14 protein-coding genes are annotated in these 16,791 nt (G+C 60.0%); all 14 read left to right on the forward strand.

Going from position 1 to position 16,791, the window contains the following annotated elements:
* Nucleotides 1-22: 22 nt before the first annotated feature.
* The 14 genes from BW33_RS23985 (at nucleotide 23) to nuoM (ending at nucleotide 16,791) form a co-directional block, all read left to right on the forward strand.
* On the forward strand, nucleotides 23-760 hold the full coding sequence (locus tag BW33_RS23985; protein WP_047601688.1) for a secretin N-terminal domain-containing protein: 738 nt from the start codon (nucleotides 23-25) through the stop codon (nucleotides 758-760).
* A gap of 474 nt (nucleotides 761-1,234) precedes the next feature.
* Nucleotides 1,235-2,560, forward strand: coding sequence for an isocitrate lyase (aceA, locus tag BW33_RS23990; RefSeq protein WP_003223815.1), 1,326 nt, complete (start codon nucleotides 1,235-1,237; stop codon nucleotides 2,558-2,560).
* Between the two features lie 767 nt (nucleotides 2,561-3,327).
* Complete coding sequence (locus tag BW33_RS23995) at nucleotides 3,328-3,741, forward strand: NADH-quinone oxidoreductase subunit A (RefSeq protein ID WP_003223812.1); 414 nt, start codon at nucleotides 3,328-3,330, stop codon at nucleotides 3,739-3,741.
* A 10-nt stretch (nucleotides 3,742-3,751) separates the two neighbouring features.
* Nucleotides 3,752-4,426 (forward strand): NuoB/complex I 20 kDa subunit family protein, encoded by a 675-nt coding sequence (locus BW33_RS24000; protein WP_003223809.1) that lies wholly within the window; start codon nucleotides 3,752-3,754, stop codon nucleotides 4,424-4,426.
* A 69-nt stretch (nucleotides 4,427-4,495) separates the two neighbouring features.
* Nucleotides 4,496-6,280 carry an NADH-quinone oxidoreductase subunit C/D gene (gene nuoC / locus BW33_RS24005; RefSeq protein ID WP_027614664.1) on the forward strand — a complete coding sequence of 595 codons (1,785 nt, stop codon included), beginning with the start codon at nucleotides 4,496-4,498 and terminating at the stop codon, nucleotides 6,278-6,280.
* A 2-nt stretch (nucleotides 6,281-6,282) separates the two neighbouring features.
* The gene (gene nuoE, locus BW33_RS24010; RefSeq protein WP_003223804.1) at nucleotides 6,283-6,780 is read left to right on the forward strand and encodes an NADH-quinone oxidoreductase subunit NuoE; all 498 of its coding nucleotides are present in this window, start codon (nucleotides 6,283-6,285) and stop codon (nucleotides 6,778-6,780) included.
* Nucleotides 6,777-8,132: an NADH-quinone oxidoreductase subunit NuoF gene (gene nuoF / locus BW33_RS24015; protein WP_047601689.1), complete on the forward strand. Its 1,356-nt coding sequence runs from the start codon at nucleotides 6,777-6,779 to the stop codon at nucleotides 8,130-8,132. Before nuoE ends, nuoF begins: the two co-directional genes overlap by 4 nt.
* A 136-nt stretch (nucleotides 8,133-8,268) precedes the next feature.
* Nucleotides 8,269-10,983, forward strand: coding sequence for an NADH-quinone oxidoreductase subunit NuoG (nuoG, locus tag BW33_RS24020; RefSeq protein ID WP_047601690.1), 2,715 nt, complete (start codon nucleotides 8,269-8,271; stop codon nucleotides 10,981-10,983).
* Entirely contained in the window at nucleotides 10,980-11,987 is a 1,008-nt protein-coding gene (gene nuoH, locus BW33_RS24025; RefSeq protein ID WP_007964859.1) for an NADH-quinone oxidoreductase subunit NuoH, read from the forward strand. Before nuoG ends, nuoH begins: the two co-directional genes overlap by 4 nt.
* An 11-nt stretch (nucleotides 11,988-11,998) precedes the next feature.
* Complete coding sequence (gene nuoI / locus BW33_RS24030) at nucleotides 11,999-12,547, forward strand: NADH-quinone oxidoreductase subunit NuoI (protein ID WP_003223795.1); 549 nt, start codon at nucleotides 11,999-12,001, stop codon at nucleotides 12,545-12,547.
* 9 nt (nucleotides 12,548-12,556) lie between these two features.
* Nucleotides 12,557-13,057 carry an NADH-quinone oxidoreductase subunit J gene (gene nuoJ, locus BW33_RS24035; RefSeq protein ID WP_003223793.1) on the forward strand — a complete coding sequence of 167 codons (501 nt, stop codon included), beginning with the start codon at nucleotides 12,557-12,559 and terminating at the stop codon, nucleotides 13,055-13,057.
* A 3-nt stretch (nucleotides 13,058-13,060) separates the two neighbouring features.
* Nucleotides 13,061-13,369, forward strand: coding sequence for an NADH-quinone oxidoreductase subunit NuoK (gene nuoK, locus BW33_RS24040; RefSeq protein ID WP_003180046.1), 309 nt, complete (start codon nucleotides 13,061-13,063; stop codon nucleotides 13,367-13,369).
* A complete protein-coding gene (gene nuoL / locus BW33_RS24045; protein ID WP_007964862.1) occupies nucleotides 13,366-15,219 on the forward strand; it encodes an NADH-quinone oxidoreductase subunit L in 1,854 nt (617 codons plus the stop codon). The genes nuoK and nuoL overlap by 4 nt, the downstream gene beginning before the upstream one ends.
* Nucleotides 15,220-15,258: 39 nt before the next feature.
* Complete coding sequence (gene nuoM / locus BW33_RS24050) at nucleotides 15,259-16,791, forward strand: NADH-quinone oxidoreductase subunit M (RefSeq protein WP_047601692.1); 1,533 nt, start codon at nucleotides 15,259-15,261, stop codon at nucleotides 16,789-16,791.

Below are 16,791 nucleotides of genomic sequence, written 5' to 3' on the forward strand. Positions count from 1 at the left end.
TTCGAAAGCGGAGATAACGGACATGTCCCTACGCACCCTGCTCACCACCCTGCTGCTCGGCTGCAGCCTGTCGGTGATGGCAGCCACAGAAATCGTGCCTCTCAAGTACCGCACCAGCACCGACATGCTGCCGATGGCGCAAGACTTCATCGGCAAGGACGGTCAGGTCAGCGCCTATGGCAATCAACTGATCATCAAGGCCGAGCCGGACAAGATCCAGGAACTCAAGGCGCTGATTACCCAGCTCGACACTGTGCCCAAACGCCTGTTGATCACCGTCGACACCAACGAAAACAATCAGCAGAACACCGGCGACCAACAGACCCGGATCATCAATTACAGCACCGCCAGCCGTGACGGCGGCATCCAGCAGATTCAGGCCAGTGAAGGCGCGCCGGCGCTGATTCAGGTCGGCCAGAGCGTGCCGATCACCAGCAGCCAGAGCAACTCCTACGGCGATTACAGCAGCCAGACCCAATACCGTAACGTCACCCAGGGCTTCTACGTGACGGCGAGCGTCACCGGCGACATCGTTCACCTGGCAATCAGTACCAACCGTGACCGCATGAGCCAGGAACGTCCTGATGTAGTGAACGTACAAAGTACCGACACAACGGTCAGCGGACGCCTCGGCGAATGGATCACCCTTGCCGGCGTAAACCGTGAAACCCAGGCCGACAAACAGAGCCAGAGCCGCAGCTACTCGACTCAAGGCCGGGATGACATGACTTTACGGGTGAAAGTCGACGCGCTGGACTAAAGCACCGAAAACTGACTGATTAGTCGTATTAGACGAAAGATGTAGTGCTTGAAAAAAAGCACTACAAAACGTTTGACGGGCCAAAAAAGCGAAGGCATGATGGCCTCGCTCCCGCTAATCAGAGGCCCTGGCAAGGGCCTTCGAAGCGACGTTCGCACCTACCCCGCGAACCGCTTCGTGTCTGTACCGCCCACAAGGTGTGTTTGACGAGGTTGCCGACTGGAACGAAGTTGTCCCGAGGGACGGAAGCGTAATTAGGTAACCCGGCTTCACGCTGCAGTTCGTATAAAGGCCCACGACGCCCGAATGCGCCCCGCAGTCCGCCACTACCTGCTCACTTCCCCTCGAGCCCATCGTTCATCCCGTCGCCTACCCCGCCGAACCCGACTTGACCACCTAAGCTTCTGGTCAGCGAGCGCAGGAATTTTCCACCGCAGAACAACTTTTCATAAAGACGCGACGAGGTTTATCTCCATGGCACTGACACGCGAACAGCAAATTGCAGCCCTTGAAAAAGACTGGGCTGAAAACCCGCGCTGGAAAGGCGTGACTCGCACTTACTCCGCTGCTGACGTCGTCCGTCTGCGTGGCTCGGTTCAACCTGAGCACACCTTTGCGAAAATGGGCGCCGAGAAGCTGTGGAACCTGGTGACCCAGGGTGCCAAGCCGTCCTTCCGCCCAGAGAAAGATTTCGTCAACTGCATGGGCGCCCTGACCGGCGGCCAGGCTGTTCAGCAGGTCAAGGCCGGTATCCAGGCGATCTACCTGTCGGGCTGGCAGGTTGCTGCGGACAACAACTCCGCCGAATCGATGTACCCGGACCAGTCGCTGTACCCGGTGGATTCGGTTCCAACCGTGGTCAAGCGCATCAACAACTCGTTCCGTCGTGCTGACCAGATACAGTGGAAAGCCGGCAAGAACCCGGGCGACGAAGGCTACATCGACTACTTCGCACCAATCGTGGCTGACGCTGAAGCCGGTTTCGGCGGCGTACTGAACGCCTACGAGCTGATGAAGAGCATGATCGAAGCAGGCGCCGCCGGCGTGCACTTCGAAGACCAACTGGCTTCCGTGAAGAAGTGCGGCCACATGGGCGGCAAGGTACTGGTTCCAACTCAGGAAGCCGTACAGAAGCTGACCGCTGCACGTCTGGCGGCTGACGTTGCCGGTACACCGACCATCATTCTGGCCCGTACCGACGCCAACGCCGCTGACCTGCTGACTTCGGACTGCGACCCGTACGACCAGCCGTTCGTGACTGGCGAACGTACTCAGGAAGGCTTCTACAAGGTACGTGCCGGCCTGGATCAAGCGATTGCCCGTGGCCTGGCCTACGCTCCGTACGCCGACCTGATCTGGTGTGAAACCGCCAAACCGGATCTGGAAGAAGCCCGTCGCTTCGCTGAAGCGATCAAGAAGGAATACCCGGACCAACTGCTGTCGTACAACTGCTCGCCTTCCTTCAACTGGAAGAAAAACCTGGACGACGCGACCATCGCCAAATTCCAGCGCGAACTGTCCGCCATGGGCTACAAGCACCAGTTCATCACCCTGGCCGGCATTCACAACATGTGGCACAGCATGTTCAACCTGGCGCACGACTACGCCCGCAACGACATGACTGCCTACGTGAAGCTGCAGGAGCAGGAGTTCGCTGACGCCGCCAAGGGTTACACGTTCGTGGCTCACCAGCAGGAAGTGGGCACCGGCTACTTCGACGACATGACCACCGTGATTCAGGGTGGCTCGTCCTCGGTGACCGCGCTGACCGGTTCGACCGAAGAAGAACAGTTCCACTGATCTGCTTCACCTGAGCAAACGGCCTTTGCGGATCGTATAGAAAGCTAACCGCAAAGCCGCAAGACTGACGCCCCGACTGGTTCGGGGCGTTTTTTTTGCCCGCAGATTCCCCCATCCACCCTGTAGGAGCTGCCGAAGGCTGCGATCTTTTGATCTTGTTTTTAGATAAGCAAAATCAAAAGATCGCAGCCTTCGGCAGCTCCTACAGGGGGCGTGTGTTGGGCTGAAGAACTCCCAGCGCCACGAAACCTTGTGGGAGCGAGCCCGCTCGCGAAGGCGCTTTGTCAGCTTGCGCATACGGTGACTGACTCACCGCATTCGCGAGCAGGCTCGCTCCCACAGGTTTCGTCTTCAGCCCGCGGGACAAAACATTGATCCAGACCAGTACCCGCATCACAAAAAACCGGTAAAACGTGCGCCACCGCTACTTGCAGTAACAGGCATATAAGACAACTTTCTGTGTACTGCACCGCTAAACAGTTACAAAACCACTCCAAACGATATCAATTATCATTTAGCAGCAACTATGTTCGTTACATTTCCTACAAAACATAATTCGCGCAAACCCGGCTAATGCCCGCTACGCACGGGCTACAGAGCATCGGAGGTACGCTATGTCCTTATTCCAATAAATAATTTCGCTATAGGAATTTTACTTGCCGGGTGTTTAGCCATAAAATCAGCGCGATTGATTGCTGCGACATATCGTCACTGCCTATTTCTTTATCAAGCTCAGAGACCTTTGCTCTCTGTTAAGGATTACCAGCATGCCCGAAGCGACAGGACTCATGGCCCACAACTGGGGCTTTGCCATTTTCCTTCTGGGTGTCGTCGGCCTGTGTGCCTTCATGCTTGGCGTCTCCAGCCTCCTCGGGTCAAAAGCCTGGGGCCGCAGCAAAAACGAACCGTTCGAGTCCGGCATGCTACCTACCGGTGGCGCCCGCTTGCGGCTCTCAGCCAAATTCTATCTGGTCGCGATGCTGTTCGTGATCTTCGATATCGAAGCCCTCTTTCTCTTTGCATGGTCTGTGTCCGTCCGCGAAAGCGGCTGGACCGGATTCGTCGAAGCTCTCGTTTTCATAGCAATTCTGTTGGCAGGTCTTGTCTACCTGTTCCGAGTGGGCGCCCTTGACTGGGCTCCGGAAGCTCGTCGCAAGCGGCAGGCGAAGCTGAAACAATGAGGCTTTGGCAATGCAATACAATCTCACCAGAATCGACCCCGATGCTCCTAACGAGCAGTATCCGATCGGCGAACGGGAAACCGTTTCCGATCCGTTAGAGGATCAAGTCCACAAAAACATTTTCATGGGCAAGCTCGAAGACGTGCTGAGTGGCGCGGTCAACTGGGGGCGTAAAAACTCCCTGTGGCCGTACAACTTCGGCCTTTCGTGCTGCTATGTGGAAATGACCACCGCCTTCACGGCGCCCCACGACATCGCGCGCTTTGGCGCCGAAGTTATCCGGGCATCACCGCGTCAGGCCGACTTCATGGTTATCGCCGGTACCTGCTTCATCAAGATGGCGCCGATCATTCAGCGTCTCTACGAGCAGATGCTCGAGCCCAAGTGGGTTATCTCCATGGGTTCGTGCGCCAACTCCGGCGGCATGTACGACATCTACTCCGTGGTTCAAGGGGTGGACAAGTTCCTGCCCGTGGACGTCTACGTACCTGGCTGCCCGCCTCGTCCAGAAGCATTCCTCCAAGGCTTGATGCTGTTGCAGGAATCGATTGGACAGGAGCGTCGTCCGCTTTCCTGGGTCGTTGGTGATCAAGGCGTTTATCGCGCCGACATGCCTTCGCAAAAGGAACAGCGCCGCGAACAGCGAATCGCAGTCACCAACCTGCGCAGCCCTGACGAAGTCTGATCCAGTCTGTTTCAAAGAAACGAGAAGCTGGCTTCATTCTTTACGTTGACCGAAAGCGAAAAAATAACCATGACTACAGGCAGCGCTCTGTACATCCCGCCTTATAAGGCAGACGACCAGGATGTGGTCGTCGAATTGAACAACCGTTTTGGCGCCGAAGCGTTCACCGCTCAGTCGACCCGCACCGGCATGCCGGTGTTGTGGGTGGCGCGCGCCAGACTTGTCGAAGTCCTGACCTTCCTGCGTAACCTGCCCAAGCCGTACGTCATGCTCTATGACCTGCACGGCGTGGACGAGCGTCTGCGCACCAAGCGTCAAGGGCTGCCATCGGGCGCCGACTTCACCGTGTTCTATCACCTCATGTCGCTTGAGCGTAATAGTGACGTGATGATCAAAGTCGCCTTGTCCGAAAGCGACCTGAGCTTGCCGACCGTCACCAGCATCTGGCCAAACGCCAACTGGTACGAGCGTGAAGTCTGGGACATGTACGGCATCGACTTCAAAGGCCACCCGCACCTGTCGCGCATCATGATGCCGCCGACCTGGGAAGGTCACCCGCTGCGCAAGGACTTCCCGGCGCGCGCCACCGAATTCGATCCGTTCAGCCTCAACCTCGCCAAGCAACAGCTTGAGGAAGAAGCCGCGCGCTTCCGTCCCGAAGACTGGGGCATGAAGCGTTCCGGGGCCAACGAGGACTACATGTTCCTCAACCTGGGCCCGAACCACCCTTCGGCGCACGGTGCGTTCCGCATCATTCTGCAACTCGATGGCGAAGAAATCGTCGACTGCGTACCGGACATCGGTTACCACCACCGTGGCGCCGAGAAGATGGCCGAGCGTCAGTCCTGGCACAGTTTCATCCCGTACACCGACCGTATCGACTACCTCGGCGGCGTGATGAACAACCTGCCGTACGTGCTCTCGGTCGAGAAGCTGGCCGGCATCAAGGTCCCGGAGAAGGTCGACGTCATCCGCATCATGATGGCCGAGTTCTTCCGGATCACCAGCCACCTGCTGTTCCTGGGTACCTACATCCAGGACGTCGGCGCCATGACCCCGGTGTTCTTCACCTTCACCGACCGCCAGAAGGCGTACACGGTGATCGAAGCCATTACCGGTTTCCGTCTGCACCCGGCCTGGTACCGCATCGGTGGTGTTGCCCACGACCTGCCGCGCGGCTGGGACAAACTGGTGAAAGACTTCGTGGAGTGGCTGCCAAAACGCCTCGACGAATACACCAAGGCTGCCCTGCAGAACAGCATCCTCAAGGGTCGGACCATCGGCGTCGCCCAGTACAACACCAAAGAGGCCCTGGAATGGGGCGTCACCGGTGCCGGCCTGCGTTCGACCGGTTGCGACTTCGACCTGCGTAAGGCGCGTCCATACTCCGGCTACGAGAACTTCGAATTCGAAGTACCGCTGGCCGCCAATGGCGATGCCTACGATCGCTGCATGGTCCGCGTCGAAGAGATGCGCCAGAGCATCAAGATCATCGACCAGTGCATGCGCAACATGCCGGAAGGCCCGTACAAGGCGGATCACCCGCTGACCACGCCGCCGCCGAAAGAGCGCACGCTGCAGCACATCGAAACCCTGATCACGCACTTCCTGCAGGTTTCGTGGGGCCCGGTCATGCCGGCCAACGAATCCTTCCAGATGATCGAAGCGACCAAGGGCATCAACAGTTATTACCTGACGAGCGACGGCGGCACCATGAGCTACCGTACCCGGATCCGTACTCCGAGCTTCCCGCATCTGCAACAGATCCCTTCGGTGATCAAAGGCAGCATGGTCGCGGACTTGATTGCGTACCTGGGTAGTATCGACTTCGTTATGGCCGACGTGGACCGCTAAGCATGAACAGCACGCTTATCCAGACAGACCGTTTCACCTTGAGTGAAACCGAGCGCTCGGCCATCGAGCACGAGTTGCATCACTACGAAGACCCGCGCGCGGCGTCGATCGAAGCCCTGAAGATCGTTCAGAAAGAACGTGGCTGGGTGCCGGATGGCGCCCTGTACGCGATCGGCGAGATTCTCGGCATCCCGGCCAGCGACGTTGAAGGCGTGGCGACGTTCTACAGCCAGATCTTCCGTCAGCCGGTCGGCCGCCACATCATTCGCGTCTGCGACAGCATGGTCTGCTACATCGGCGGCCATGAGTCGGTGGTCAGCGAAATCCAGAACAATCTGGGCATTGGCCTGGGTCAGACCACCGCCGACGGTCGTTTCACTCTGCTGCCTGTCTGCTGCCTCGGCAACTGCGACAAGGCACCGGCGCTGATGATCGACGACGACACCTTTGGCGACGTGCAGCCTGCCGGCGTGGCCAAACTGCTCGAGGGCTACGTATGACCCTGACATCTTTCGGTCCTGCCAACCGCATCAAGCGTTCGGCCGAGACTCACCCGCTGACCTGGCGTCTGCGTGACGACGGCGAAGCCGTGTGGCTCGACGAATACCAGGCCAAGAACGGTTACGCCGCTGCGCGCAAAGCCTTCGCCGACATGGCTCAGGACGACATCGTCCAGACCGTGAAAGACGCCGGCCTCAAAGGCCGCGGCGGTGCAGGCTTCCCCACTGGCGTGAAGTGGGGCCTGATGCCCAAGGACGAATCCATCAACATCCGCTACCTGCTGTGCAACGCGGACGAAATGGAACCGAACACCTGGAAAGACCGCATGCTGATGGAGCAACTGCCCCATCTGCTGATCGAAGGCATGCTGATCAGTGCCCGCGCACTGAAAACCTACCGTGGCTACATCTTCCTGCGTGGCGAGTACACCACCGCCGCCAGGCACCTCAACCGTGCCGTGGAAGAAGCCAAGGCTGCAGGCCTTTTGGGTAAAAACATTCTGGGTTCGGGTTTTGATTTTGAACTGTTCGTGCACACCGGCGCCGGGCGTTACATCTGCGGTGAAGAAACCGCACTGATCAACTCCCTGGAAGGCCGCCGTGCCAACCCGCGCTCCAAGCCGCCCTTCCCTGCCGCCGTCGGCGTGTGGGGCAAGCCGACCTGCGTGAACAACGTCGAAACCCTGTGCAACGTGCCGGCGATCATTGCCGACGGCGTTGACTGGTACAAATCGTTGGCCCGCGAAGGCAGCGAAGACATGGGCACCAAGCTCATGGGCTTCTCCGGCAAGGTCAAGAACCCGGGGCTGTGGGAACTGCCATTCGGCGTCACCGGTCGCGAGCTGTTCGAAGACTACGCCGGCGGCATGCGCGACGGTTACAAGCTCAAGGCCTGGCAGCCAGGTGGCGCCGGTACCGGTTTCCTGTTGCCAGAACACCTCGACGCACAAATGTACGCCGGCGGCATCGCCAAAGTGGGCACCCGGATGGGTACCGGTCTGGCGATGGCGGTGGACGACAGCGTCAACATGGTCTCCTTGCTGCGCAACATGGAGCAGTTCTTCGCCCGCGAATCCTGCGGCTTCTGCACCCCGTGCCGTGATGGCTTGCCATGGAGCGTCAAGCTCTTGATGGCCATCGAAGAAGGCCGCGGTCAGCCAGGCGACATCGAGACCCTGCTGGGTCTGGTCGGTTTCCTCGGCCCAGGCAAGACCTTCTGTGCTCACGCACCGGGTGCCGTGGAGCCGCTGGGCAGTGCCATCAAATACTTCCGTCCAGAGTTCGAAGCCGGTATCGCGCCTGCAAGCGCCGCCGTCCCGCCTCTGGCAAGGCCGATCGTAGTCGGCGCGTAAACGCTTAAAGAGGCGAAGGGTCCGTGCCCTTCGCCTTTCGTCCGATGACGCCTTTCGGGGCTGACTGGATTCGGACGGATAACAAGATTCCATTAGCCACGCCCGCTGACACCGGGCCAACGAAGACCTTTGAACCATGGCCACTATCCACGTAGACGGCAAAGCGCTCGAAGTCGACGGGGCAGACAACCTGTTACAGGCATGTCTGTCGCTGGGCCTCGACATCCCTTATTTCTGCTGGCACCCCGCGCTTGGTAGCGTCGGGGCCTGCCGCCAGTGCGCGGTCAAGCAGTACACCGACGAGAACGACACCCGTGGTCGCATCGTCATGTCCTGCATGACCCCTGCCACCGACAACACCTGGATCTCCATCGACGATGAAGAATCCAAGGCGTTCCGCGCCAGTGTTGTCGAATGGCTGATGACCAACCACCCGCACGACTGCCCTGTGTGCGAAGAAGGCGGTCACTGCCACCTGCAAGACATGACGGTGATGACCGGCCACAACGAGCGCCGTTATCGCTTCACCAAACGTACCCACCAGAACCAGCAACTGGGCCCGTTCATTTCCCACGAAATGAACCGCTGCATCGCTTGCTACCGCTGCGTGCGTTTCTACAAGGACTATGCCGGCGGCACCGACCTCGGTGTATTCGGCGCCCACGACAACGTGTACTTCGGTCGCGTTGAAGACGGCACCCTCGAAAGCGAGTTCTCCGGCAACCTCACCGAGGTCTGCCCGACCGGTGTGTTCACCGACAAGACTCACTCCGAGCGTTACAACCGCAAGTGGGACATGCAGTTCTCGCCGAGCATCTGCCATGGTTGCTCCAGCGGTTGCAACATCTCCCCGGGCGAGCGTTACGGCGAACTGCGGCGCATCGAAAACCGTTTCAACGGTTCGGTGAACCAGTACTTCCTGTGCGACCGTGGTCGTTTCGGTTATGGCTACGTCAACCGCACCGACCGTCCACGTCAGCCACTGCTGGCCGACGGCACCAAGCTGGGCCTGGATCAGGCGCTGGACAAGGCAGCCGATCTGCTGCGCGGGCGCAACATCGTCGGTATCGGTTCGCCGCGTGCCAGCCTCGAAAGCAACTACGCGCTGCGTGAGCTGGTGGGCGCCGAGCACTTCTACTCCGGTATCGAAGCCTCCGAACTGGAGCGCATCCGTCTGGTCCTGCAAGTGCTCAAAGACAGCCCGCTGCCCGTGCCGAACATGCGCGACATCGAAGACCACGACGCCGTGTTCGTCCTCGGTGAAGACCTGACCCAGACTGCTGCGCGTATGGCTTTGTCCCTGCGTCAGTCGGTCAAGGGCAAAGCTGAAGACATGGCCGAAGCCATGCGCGTTCAGCCATGGCTCGACGCTGCAGTGAAGAACATCGGTCAGCACGAACTGAACCCGCTGTTCATCGCCAGCCTGGCCGAAACCAAGCTCGACGACATCGCTGAAGAATGCGTTCACGCAGCTCCGGACGATCTGGCACGCATCGGTTTCGCCGTGGCCCACGCTCTGGACGCCAGCGCCCCGGCCGTTGAAGGTCTGGACGCGGAAGCCCAGGCGCTGGCCAAGCGCATCGCCGACGCCCTGCTCGCGGCCAAACGTCCGCTGATCATCGCCGGTACTTCGCTGGGTTCCAAAGCCTTGATCGAAGCGGCGGCGAACATCGCCAAAGCCCTGAAGCTGCGCGAGAAGAACGGTTCGATCAGCCTGATCGTGCCGGAAGCCAACAGCCTCGGCCTGGCCATGCTCGGTGGCGAATCGGTCGACGCGGCGCTGCAAGCCGTGATCGATGGCAAGGCCGACGCCATCGTCGTGCTGGAAAACGATCTGTACACCCGCACCTCGAAAGCCAAGGTCGATGCCGCGCTGAACGCTGCGAAAGTGCTGATCGTTGCCGACCACCAGAAGACCGCCACCACCGACCGCGCGCAACTGGTTCTGCCAGCGGCGAGCTTCGCGGAAGGCGACGGTACTTTGGTCAGCCAGGAAGGTCGCGCCCAGCGCTTCTTCCAGGTTTTCGATCCGCAATACATGGATGCGAGCATCCTGGTTCACGAAGGCTGGCGCTGGCTGCACGCCCTGCGCTCGACCCTGCTGAACCAGCCGATCGACTGGACGCAACTCGACCACGTCACTGCAGCCGTGGCTTCGAGCACCGAGCAACTGGCGCGCATCGTCGATGCCGCCCCGTCTGCCGCGTTCCGCATCAAGGGTCTGAAACTGGCGCGTGAGCCGCTGCGTTATTCCGGTCGCACCGCGATGCGCGCCGACATCAGCGTTCACGAACCGCGTACCCCGCAAGACAAAGACACCGCGTTCGCCTTCTCCATGGAAGGTTACTCGGGTTCGGCCGAACCGCGTCAGCAGGTGCCGTTTGCCTGGTCGCCGGGCTGGAACTCGCCGCAAGCCTGGAACAAGTTCCAGGACGAAGTCGGTGGTCACCTGCGTGCTGGCGACCCGGGCACCCGCCTGATCGAAAGCACCGGTGATTCGCTGAACTGGTTCGCGGCTGCACCACGTGCATTCAACCCGGCGCCAGGCACCTGGCAGGCCGTGCCGTTCTACCACCTGTTCGGCAGCGACGAAAACTCGTCGAAAGCCGCTCCGGTACAGGAACGCATCCCGGCTCCGTACGTGGCTCTGGCCAAATCCGAAGCGGATCGCCTGGGCGTCAACGACGGTGCTCTGCTGAGCCTGAACGTGGCCGGCCAGACCCTGCGTCTTCCGCTGCGCATCAATGAAGAACTGGGCGCTGGTCTGGTGGCCTTGCCTGCGGGCATCGCCGGCATTCCACCGGCATTCGCCGGCCTGTCCGTCGACGGTCTGCAGGAGGCAGCGCAATGACCTGGTTCACCCCTGAAGTGATCGATGTGATCCTGACGGTCATCAAAGCCATCGTGATTCTGCTGGCCGTTGTGGTCGCGGGCGCGTTGCTCAGCTTTGTCGAACGTCGCCTGTTGGGCTGGTGGCAGGACCGTTACGGTCCGAACCGCGTTGGCCCGTTCGGCATGTTCCAGATTGCCGCCGACATGCTGAAGATGTTCTTCAAGGAAGACTGGACCCCGCCGTTTGCCGACAAGGTGATCTTCACCCTGGCACCGGTGGTCGCCATGTCCGCCCTGCTGATCGCCTTCGCGATCATCCCGATCACCCCGACGTGGGGCGTGGCGGATCTGAACATCGGCTTGCTGTTTTTCTTCGCGATGGCTGGTCTGTCGGTCTACGCGGTGCTGTTCGCCGGCTGGTCGAGTAACAACAAGTTCGCCCTGCTGGGCAGCTTGCGTGCCTCGGCGCAGACCGTGTCCTACGAAGTGTTCATGGGCCTGGCCCTGATGGGCATCGTGGTGCAGGTCGGCTCGTTCAACATGCGCGACATCGTCGAGTACCAGGCGCAGAACCTGTGGTTCATCATTCCGCAGTTCTTCGGCTTCTGTACCTTCTTCATCGCTGGCGTCGCCGTGACTCACCGTCACCCGTTCGACCAGCCGGAAGCGGAACAGGAACTGGCCGACGGTTACCACATTGAATACGCCGGTATGAAATGGGGCATGTTCTTCGTCGGTGAATACATCGGCATCATCCTGATCTCGGCGCTGCTGGTCACCCTGTTCTTCGGTGGCTGGCACGGTCCGTTCGGCATCCTGCCGCAACTGTCCTTCGTCTGGTTCGCACTGAAGACCGCGTTCTTCATCATGCTGTTCATCCTGCTGCGCGCTTCCATCCCGCGTCCGCGTTATGACCAGGTGATGGATTTCAGCTGGAAATTCTGCCTGCCACTGACCCTGATCAATTTGCTGATAACCGCTGCGGTTGTGTTGTGGAACACACCTGCGGTTGCGGTTCAGTGAGGATTTGACCCATGTTCAAATATATTGGCGACATCGTTAAGGGTACCGGTACCCAGTTGCGCAGCCTGGTCATGGTCTTCGGCCATGGCTTTCGCAAGCGCGACACCCTGCAATACCCGGAAGAGCCGGTCTACCTGCCGCCGCGCTACCGTGGTCGCATCGTCCTGACCCGTGACCCCGATGGCGAAGAGCGTTGCGTAGCCTGCAACCTGTGCGCCGTGGCGTGCCCGGTGGGTTGCATCTCGCTGCAGAAAGCTGAAACCGAAGACGGTCGCTGGTACCCGGACTTCTTCCGTATCAACTTCTCGCGCTGCATTTTCTGCGGTCTCTGCGAGGAAGCCTGTCCGACCACCGCAATCCAGCTGACCCCGGATTTCGAGATGGCCGAGTTCAAACGTCAGGACCTGGTGTACGAGAAAGAAGATCTGCTGATCTCCGGCCCCGGCAAAAACCCTGATTACAACTTCTATCGTGTTGCAGGTATGGCAATCGCTGGCAAGCCGAAAGGCTCTGCGCAGAATGAAGCCGAACCGATCAACGTGAAGAGCTTGCTGCCTTAAGGAAGAACGATGGAATTCGCTTTCTATTTCGCATCGGGTATCGCGGTTGTGTCCACGCTTCGTGTGGTCACCAACACCAACCCTGTGCACGCCCTGCTCTACCTGATCATCTCGTTGATCGCCGTGGCCATGACCTTCTTTGCACTCGGCGCTCCGTTCGCCGGCGTGCTGGAAGTGATCGCCTACGCCGGCGCCATCATGGTGCTGTTCGTGTTCGTGGTGATGATGCTGAACCTGGGCCCGGCCTCGGTGCAGCAGGAACGCACCTGGCTCAAGCCCGGCATCTGGGCAGGGCCGGTGATTCTCGCCGCCCTGCTGCTGGCCGAACTGCTGTATGTGCTGTTCGCTCACCAGAGCGGTCAGGCCATCGGCCACACCACCGTCGATGCAAAAGCCGTGGGCGTCAGCCTGTTCGGCCCGTATCTGCTGGTGGTCGAACTCGCCTCGATGCTGCTGCTCGCCGCAGCCGTCACGGCGTTCCATTTGGGCCGTAACGAGGCGAAGGAGTAAGACATGCCTGCTATCCCTCTCGAACATGGATTGGCCGTTGCCGGGATCCTGTTCTGCCTTGGTCTGGTCGGCCTGATGGTCCGCCGCAACATTTTGTTCGTGTTGATGAGTCTGGAAGTGATGATGAACGCCTCTGCCCTGGCCTTCATCGTTGCGGGCGCCCGCTGGGCGCAACCGGATGGACAGATCATGTTCATCCTGGTGATCAGCCTGGCAGCCGCCGAGGCCAGTATTGGCCTGGCGATCCTGCTGCAACTGTATCGCCGCTTCCACACGCTCGATATCGACGCTGCCAGTGAGATGCGCGGATGAACCTAATCTTTCTGACTTTTGTATTCCCTCTGATCGGTTTCCTGCTGCTGTCGTTCTCCCGTGGACGCTGGTCGGAAAACCTCTCGGCGCTGATCGGCGTGGGTTCCATTGGCCTGTCGGCAATTGTCGCCGCCTACGTCATCTGGCAATTCAACGTCGCGCCTCCAGAGGGCGGCCACTACACCCTGGTGCTGTGGAAGTGGATGGCGGTCGAAGGCTTCAAGCCTGACTTCGCCCTCTACATCGATGGCCTGTCGATCACCATGCTCGGCGTGGTGGTGGGTGTCGGTTTCCTGATCCACCTGTTCGCGTCCTGGTACATGCGCGGCGAAGCGGGTTACTCGCGCTTCTTCTCGTACACCAACCTGTTTATCGCCAGCATGCTGTTCCTGGTACTCGGCGATAACCTGTTGTTCCTGTACTTCGGCTGGGAAGGCGTGGGCCTGTGCTCGTACCTGTTGATCGGTTTCTACTACAGCAACCGCAACAACGGTAACGCCGCACTCAAGGCCTTCATCGTGACCCGGATCGGCGACGTGTTCATGGCCATCGGCCTGTTCATCCTGTTCCAGCAAGTGGGCACGTTGAACATCCAGGAATTGCTGGTGCTGGCACCGCAGAAATTCCAGGTCGGCGACTTCTGGATCACCCTGGCGACCCTGATGCTGCTGGGTGGTGCGGTCGGTAAATCGGCGCAACTGCCGCTGCAAACCTGGCTCGCGGACGCGATGGCCGGCCCGACCCCGGTGTCGGCACTGATCCACGCTGCAACCATGGTCACGGCCGGCGTCTACCTGATCGCCCGTACCCACGGCCTGTTCACCCTGGCGCCGGAAATCCTGCACCTGGTCGGCATCGTCGGTGGTGTGACTCTGGTGCTGGCGGGTTTCGCCGCACTGGTACAAACCGACATCAAACGTATCCTCGCCTACTCGACCATGAGCCAGATCGGCTACATGTTCCTGGCGCTGGGCGTTGGCGCCTGGGATGGCGCGATTTTCCACCTGATGACCCATGCCTTCTTCAAGGCCCTGCTGTTCCTTGCTTCCGGTGCGGTGATCGTTGCCTGCCACCACGAGCAGAACATCTTCAAGATGGGCGGTCTGTGGAAAAAACTGCCACTGGCCTACGCCAGCTTCATCGTCGGTGGTGCTGCACTGGCCGCCCTGCCACTGGTCACCGCAGGCTTCTACTCCAAGGACGAAATCCTTTGGGAAGCGTTCGCCAGCGGCAACCACGGTCTGCTCTACGCCGGTCTGGTCGGCGCGTTCATGACTTCGCTGTACACCTTCCGCCTGATCTTCATCACGTTCCACGGTGAAGCCAAGACCGAAGCCCACGCCGGTCACGGCATCTCGCACTGGCTGCCACTGTCGGTGCTGATCGTGCTGTCGACCTTCGTCGGCGCCATGATCGTGCCACCGCTGCACGGCGTTCTGCCAGAAAGCGTTGGCCATGCCGGGGGCGAAGCCAAGCACAGTCTGGAAATCGCCTCGGGCGCTATCGCTCTGGCCGGTATCCTGCTGGCAGCGCTGCTGTTCCTCGGCAAGCGTCGCTTCGTGACCGCGATCGCCAACAGCGGCATCGGCCGTTTCCTTTCGGCCTGGTGGTTCGCTGCCTGGGGCTTCGACTGGATCTACGACAAACTGTTCGTCAAGCCGTACCTTGCGATCAGCCATGTACTGCGCAGAGACCCGCTCGACCAGACCATCGGTCTGATCCCGCGTATGGCCAAGGGTGGTCACACCGCCCTGAGCCGCACCGAGACTGGTCAACTGCGTTGGTATGCCGCCTCGATGGCTGCTGGTGCCGTGCTGGTAATCGGCGCCATCGTGCTGGTAGCGGTCTGATATGAACCTTGCGAATTTGCGAAAGGAAACGAGCCCGTCATGATTCTGCCTTGGCTAATCCTGATCCCCTTCATCGGCGGCCTGCTGTGCTGGATGGGTGAGCGCTTCGGCGCTACCCTCCCCCGCTGGATTGCGCTGTTGACCATGACCCTGGAACTCGCCCTCGGCCTCTGGCTGTGGGCCCACGGTGACTATTCATTTGCGCCGGCGCCTGGCGCCGATCCAACCTGGGCGCTTGAGTTCAAGCACGTCTGGATCCAGCGCTTCGGCATCAACGTGCACCTGGCCCTCGACGGCCTGTCGCTGTTGATGATCCTGCTGACCGGTCTGCTGGGTATCCTCTCGGTACTCTGCTCGTGGAAAGAGATCCAGCGTCACGTTGGCTTCTTCCACCTGAACCTGATGTGGATCCTGGGCGGCGTTGTCGGCGTGTTCCTCGCCCTCGACCTGTTCATGTTCTTCTTCTTCTGGGAAATGATGCTGGTGCCGATGTACTTCCTCATCGCGCTCTGGGGTCACAGTTCTTCGGACGGCAAGAAAACCCGGATCTATGCCGCGACCAAGTTCTTCATCTTCACTCAGGCTTCCGGCCTGATCATGCTGGTGGCGATCCTCGGTCTGGTGCTGGTCAACTTCAACAACACTGGCGTGATTACCTTCAACTACGCCGACCTGTTGAAGACCAAGATGTCGATGACCACCGAGTACATCCTGATGCTCGGCTTCTTCATCGCCTTCGCGGTCAAGCTGCCCGTGGTGCCTTTCCACTCGTGGTTGCCTGACGCGCACGCCCAGGCGCCGACTGCCGGTTCCGTCGACCTCGCCGGTATCCTGCTGAAAACCGCGGCCTACGGCCTGCTGCGTTTCGCCCTGCCGCTGTTCCCGAATGCCTCGGCCGAATTCGCGCCGATCGCCATGACCCTCGGTCTGATCGGGATCTTCTACGGTGCGTTCCTGGCGTTCGCCCAAACCGATATCAAACGTCTGATCGCCTTCTCTTCCGTTTCCCACATGGGCTTCGTGTTGATCGGCATCTACTCCGGCAGCCAACTGGCACTGCAAGGTGCTGTGATCCAGATGCTGGCGCACGGTCTGTCGGCAGCAGCACTGTTTATCCTCAGCGGTCAACTGTACGAGCGTCTGCATACCCGTGACATGCGTGAGATGGGCGGTCTGTGGTCGCGTATCGCTTACCTGCCGGCGATCAGTCTGTTCTTTGCAGCCGCCTCTCTGGGTCTGCCGGGCACCGGTAACTTCGTCGGCGAGTTCCTGATCCTGATCGGCACCTTCGCCAGTGCGCCATGGATCACCGCGATTGCCACTTCCGGTCTGGTGTTCGGTTCGGTCTACTCGCTGATCATGATCCACCGTGCCTACTTCGGTCCGTCGAAATCGGATTCGATCCTGCACGGCATGGACGGTCGAGAACTGACCATGGTGCTGGGCCTTGCGGTGTTGCTGATTTACCTCGGCGTCTACCCGCAACCGTTCCTCGACACTTCCGCCGCCACGATGCATGGCGTGCAGCAGTGGCTCGGCACCGCCTTCACTCAACTCGCTTCGGCCCGGTAA

Source organism: Pseudomonas sp. RIT288, assembly GCF_000631985.1.
Taxonomy (GTDB): Bacteria; Pseudomonadota; Gammaproteobacteria; order Pseudomonadales; family Pseudomonadaceae; genus Aquipseudomonas.

Excerpts from the sequence above, each read along its gene's own strand:
- BW33_RS23985 (WP_047601688.1), top strand. The coding sequence starts at position 23 with ATGTCCCTACGCACCCTGCTCACCACCCTGCTGCTCGGCTGCAGCCTG.
- aceA (WP_003223815.1), top strand. The coding sequence starts at position 1,235 with ATGGCACTGACACGCGAACAGCAAATTGCAGCCCTTGAAAAAGACTGG.
- BW33_RS23995 (WP_003223812.1), top strand. The coding sequence starts at position 3,328 with ATGCCCGAAGCGACAGGACTCATGGCCCACAACTGGGGCTTTGCCATT.
- BW33_RS24000 (WP_003223809.1), top strand. The coding sequence starts at position 3,752 with ATGCAATACAATCTCACCAGAATCGACCCCGATGCTCCTAACGAGCAG.
- nuoC (WP_027614664.1), top strand. The coding sequence starts at position 4,496 with ATGACTACAGGCAGCGCTCTGTACATCCCGCCTTATAAGGCAGACGAC.
- nuoE (WP_003223804.1), top strand. The coding sequence starts at position 6,283 with ATGAACAGCACGCTTATCCAGACAGACCGTTTCACCTTGAGTGAAACC.
- nuoF (WP_047601689.1), top strand. The coding sequence starts at position 6,777 with ATGACCCTGACATCTTTCGGTCCTGCCAACCGCATCAAGCGTTCGGCC.
- nuoG (WP_047601690.1), top strand. The coding sequence starts at position 8,269 with ATGGCCACTATCCACGTAGACGGCAAAGCGCTCGAAGTCGACGGGGCA.
- nuoH (WP_007964859.1), top strand. The coding sequence starts at position 10,980 with ATGACCTGGTTCACCCCTGAAGTGATCGATGTGATCCTGACGGTCATC.
- nuoI (WP_003223795.1), top strand. The coding sequence starts at position 11,999 with ATGTTCAAATATATTGGCGACATCGTTAAGGGTACCGGTACCCAGTTG.
- nuoJ (WP_003223793.1), top strand. The coding sequence starts at position 12,557 with ATGGAATTCGCTTTCTATTTCGCATCGGGTATCGCGGTTGTGTCCACG.
- nuoK (WP_003180046.1), top strand. The coding sequence starts at position 13,061 with ATGCCTGCTATCCCTCTCGAACATGGATTGGCCGTTGCCGGGATCCTG.
- nuoL (WP_007964862.1), top strand. The coding sequence starts at position 13,366 with ATGAACCTAATCTTTCTGACTTTTGTATTCCCTCTGATCGGTTTCCTG.
- nuoM (WP_047601692.1), top strand. The coding sequence starts at position 15,259 with ATGATTCTGCCTTGGCTAATCCTGATCCCCTTCATCGGCGGCCTGCTG.